This is a genomic window from Lutibacter sp. (assembly GCF_040883305.1).
Taxonomy (GTDB): domain Bacteria; phylum Bacteroidota; class Bacteroidia; order Flavobacteriales; family Flavobacteriaceae; genus Lutibacter.
Genome location: NZ_JBFLKT010000243.1, coordinates 1 through 2,961, shown reverse-complemented (window position 1 = coordinate 2,961; position 2,961 = coordinate 1). Strand labels below are relative to the sequence as shown.

The window sequence follows — 2,961 nt, the reverse complement described above, 5'->3', positions numbered from 1 at the left end:
TATCGCCTGTTTTTAAATTGGTGTTTTCCAAATTTTTATAAACTGTAATATAATTACCATGCTGAATTAAAACAGCTTTTTTATTTCCAGAAGTTACCTGAACCGCCAATACAGTTCCATCAAAAACTGTACGTGCTTTGCTACCATTTTCTGTAGTTATTCTAACACCATTGCTTTGTATTGTGGTAGTTCTTACAATTGGATGTGGTTGTTTTCCATAAAATGTAGAAACATAACCTTTTTCAACAGGCCAATCTAGCCTCCCTTTATTTAGCTCAAATTTTGAATTTAATTCTTTGGCTTCTGGTGTTAAAACAAAAGCAGTTGAACTTTTAGTAGCAGTTGAAGTATTTCCAGATTTTTTATTTGATGCCGCAATTGCAGCTCTAATAAGTTTGTCAATTTGAGCAGCAACTCGGCTTTCTTCTTTCTGAAACTGTTTAATTTGTTTCTTATATTTATTTTCTTTCTGTTTAACTTTACTCAATAAAACTTCTTGCTCTTTCTTTTCTTTTTCAATACCAGATTGTTCTTTCTTTTTTACATCTAAAAGTGTCTTTTTTTGATCTTTTTTAACTTGTAACGAGTCTGTTAGTGCTTGTAATTCTGAAGTTTTTATTTGAATTTCGTCTCCTTGTTTTTTTCTAAAAGCTGTATATTGTTTCATATACTGAAAGCGTTTATAGCCTTGAAAAAAATTTTCTGAAGACAATAAAAACATTATTCTACTATTTTGAGATTTACTTTTGTAAGAACTATAAATCATTTCGCCATAGTCCTTTTTAAGTGCCTCTAAATCTCTTTTATTTTTATTTATTTCAAGCTGATTTAAATAAATTTCATTCCCTAATTCATTCGATTCGTTTTCTATGGCATTAATTAAATCTTCTCGGGTATTAATTTTGTCATCAAGATCTTTTAATTGATTTAAAACATTCTTCTCAGTTCTTATAGTGTTAGAAAGTAAGGCGTTAATGTAGATCTGGTCTTTTTGAAGTTGTACCCGACGTGCTTCTAATACTTGGCGTTTAGATTTTTGAGCAGTACTATTTACACTAATAAGTACTATTAAAAACAGTAAAAGGGGTTTTAATTTAAATTGCATTATTTTAAACTAATTTCTTTGTAACCATTTGGAATTGAAAACGGAAAGGTTAAACTTTCATTAAATTCAACAGTACGATATTCTATATTTATGGTTGTTATTTTTTTATGATCTATTGCTCTGATATCAATATTTTTTGGAAACTGCTCTCCTTTTATTTTACTGTAATTTGGATACGAAACAGATAATAATTGTTGTTTCTCTTGATTTCTAATTTCTTGTCTGTTTACTTTAAAATTATCTGGATTCATAAAAAACAAAATTCCAAATAAATCAATATCTTTTTTAGGTTTTAATTGGTATAAATTATTAGCTATTTCAGAATTGTATTTTCCCTTTTTTAAATTTAAAACAGCCTGACCCAACAAAATATTCTGAACTTTTTCGTAATCTAATTCGGTACCTAACCATTTACTTAATAAAGAAAAATCACCATCAAAATAGGTGCGTTGCATTTTTTCATAATAAACGACTCTACTTGGTGTTATTTTCACTTTTGCTACAGGAATCCCAAATTTTGTAGCACTCATCCAAATAGTTTTATCTTTTTCTAATCGTAATTTTATACTAAAACTTACCGAAGTTTTTTCGTCTTTATACTTGGCATTTATTTTAGCATTTATTGTTTTTTGATCAAAATCAGCACTGTAATGACTGTTAATAATTTTTTTTGTCGAAATACTATTAATATTAGAATCAACAGTACTTTTACTAGATTTACATGACGTAAAAATTAATAAAGAAATTAGTACAATTTTCGAAAATATTTTCATTTAATTTGCCTGTTTTAACTGTGCTGCTTTTTGCTTGTATTTTAAAACTTCTTTTGTGTTATTTAAACCTTCATAGCTAATAATTAGCTGATTATAAAAGTTTAATTCCATTTCATTATTATCTATAACAAAATCAATGCCAATAGTTAAAACGTCAATTGCATCATTATATTTTTTAAGTTTATTTAGTGCGTACCCATTTAATTGATATAAAATTGGTTGCGCTGGAAATAATTCTAATGCATTCTTACTATCTACTTGTAATAATTCAAAAAGATTATTTTCAAGTTCGTAACTTAGAATTTTAAGTAAGGTTTTAAAGTCTTTATTTTTTTTAAATGAATTTTTTAAAGCTTCAATACTTGAATCTTCAGGTTGGTTTATTGCAGTTTTAGTCTCTTTCTTTTTTAGTTTTTTTCTGTTGGTTAAATAGGTTTTAAATCTTCTAATTTTTAAGGTTGTTAACGCTTTGTCTTCAATTTCGGTAATTAAATTTTCGGCTTCTGAAAACTCTCTATTCTGAATATATAACAACACTAATTCGTCTGTGTAAATAGGTTTTATTTTAACTAATTGCTTTTGAGTTTCTATAGCATCTTTATAGTTTCTTTCCGCTTTTAAGATACTAACTTTATGTTTTAATAAATACTGGTTTTCTGGATCTTTTGCAAGTGCATTATTAATAAATACCTCAGCTTCGTAATATTTTTTTAAGTGTAAATAGTTTTTAGAAAATTCAAAATCTACTGCTAAACTTACTGTATCAATTGCTGCGCATTTCTCTAGGTTTTCAATGGCTTTTGAATAATTGTTTGTTGCAGTTTGTTTTAAGGCTTCAAAAAAATATTCTTGGAATTTTAAATCTTGTACTTCTTGATTGTCTAAATTTTGAGCATATGAAAAACAGGTGCAGAGTGCAATTCCAATTAAAAATAGATTATGTAATTTTTTTAAATTCATTTAGAAGTGCAATATACAATTTATTCATTTTAAAAATTAGCATTTTTTTAGGGCTTTAAGCTGTTTTTGAATGAATAAAACGTATACAATTTTTACGATGTGCGGTTAGTTCTAAAAGGTATT

The 2,961-nt window shown here is 26.7% G+C and carries 3 protein-coding genes; all 3 read right to left on the bottom strand.

Annotated elements, in window-relative coordinates:
* The coding region (locus tag AB1Z17_RS07715; protein ID WP_368051223.1) for a murein hydrolase activator EnvC at positions 1-1,105 on the bottom strand (1,105 nt) is incomplete at its 3' end.
* The gene (locus AB1Z17_RS07710) at positions 1,105-1,878 is read right to left on the bottom strand and encodes a DUF4292 domain-containing protein (protein ID WP_368051222.1); all 774 of its coding nucleotides are present in this window, start codon (positions 1,876-1,878) and stop codon (positions 1,105-1,107) included. The genes AB1Z17_RS07710 and AB1Z17_RS07715, both read right to left, overlap by 1 nt.
* A complete protein-coding gene (locus AB1Z17_RS07705; RefSeq protein ID WP_368051221.1) occupies positions 1,879-2,838 on the bottom strand; it encodes a tetratricopeptide repeat protein in 960 nt (319 codons plus the stop codon).
* Positions 2,839-2,961: the final 123 nt, after the last annotated feature.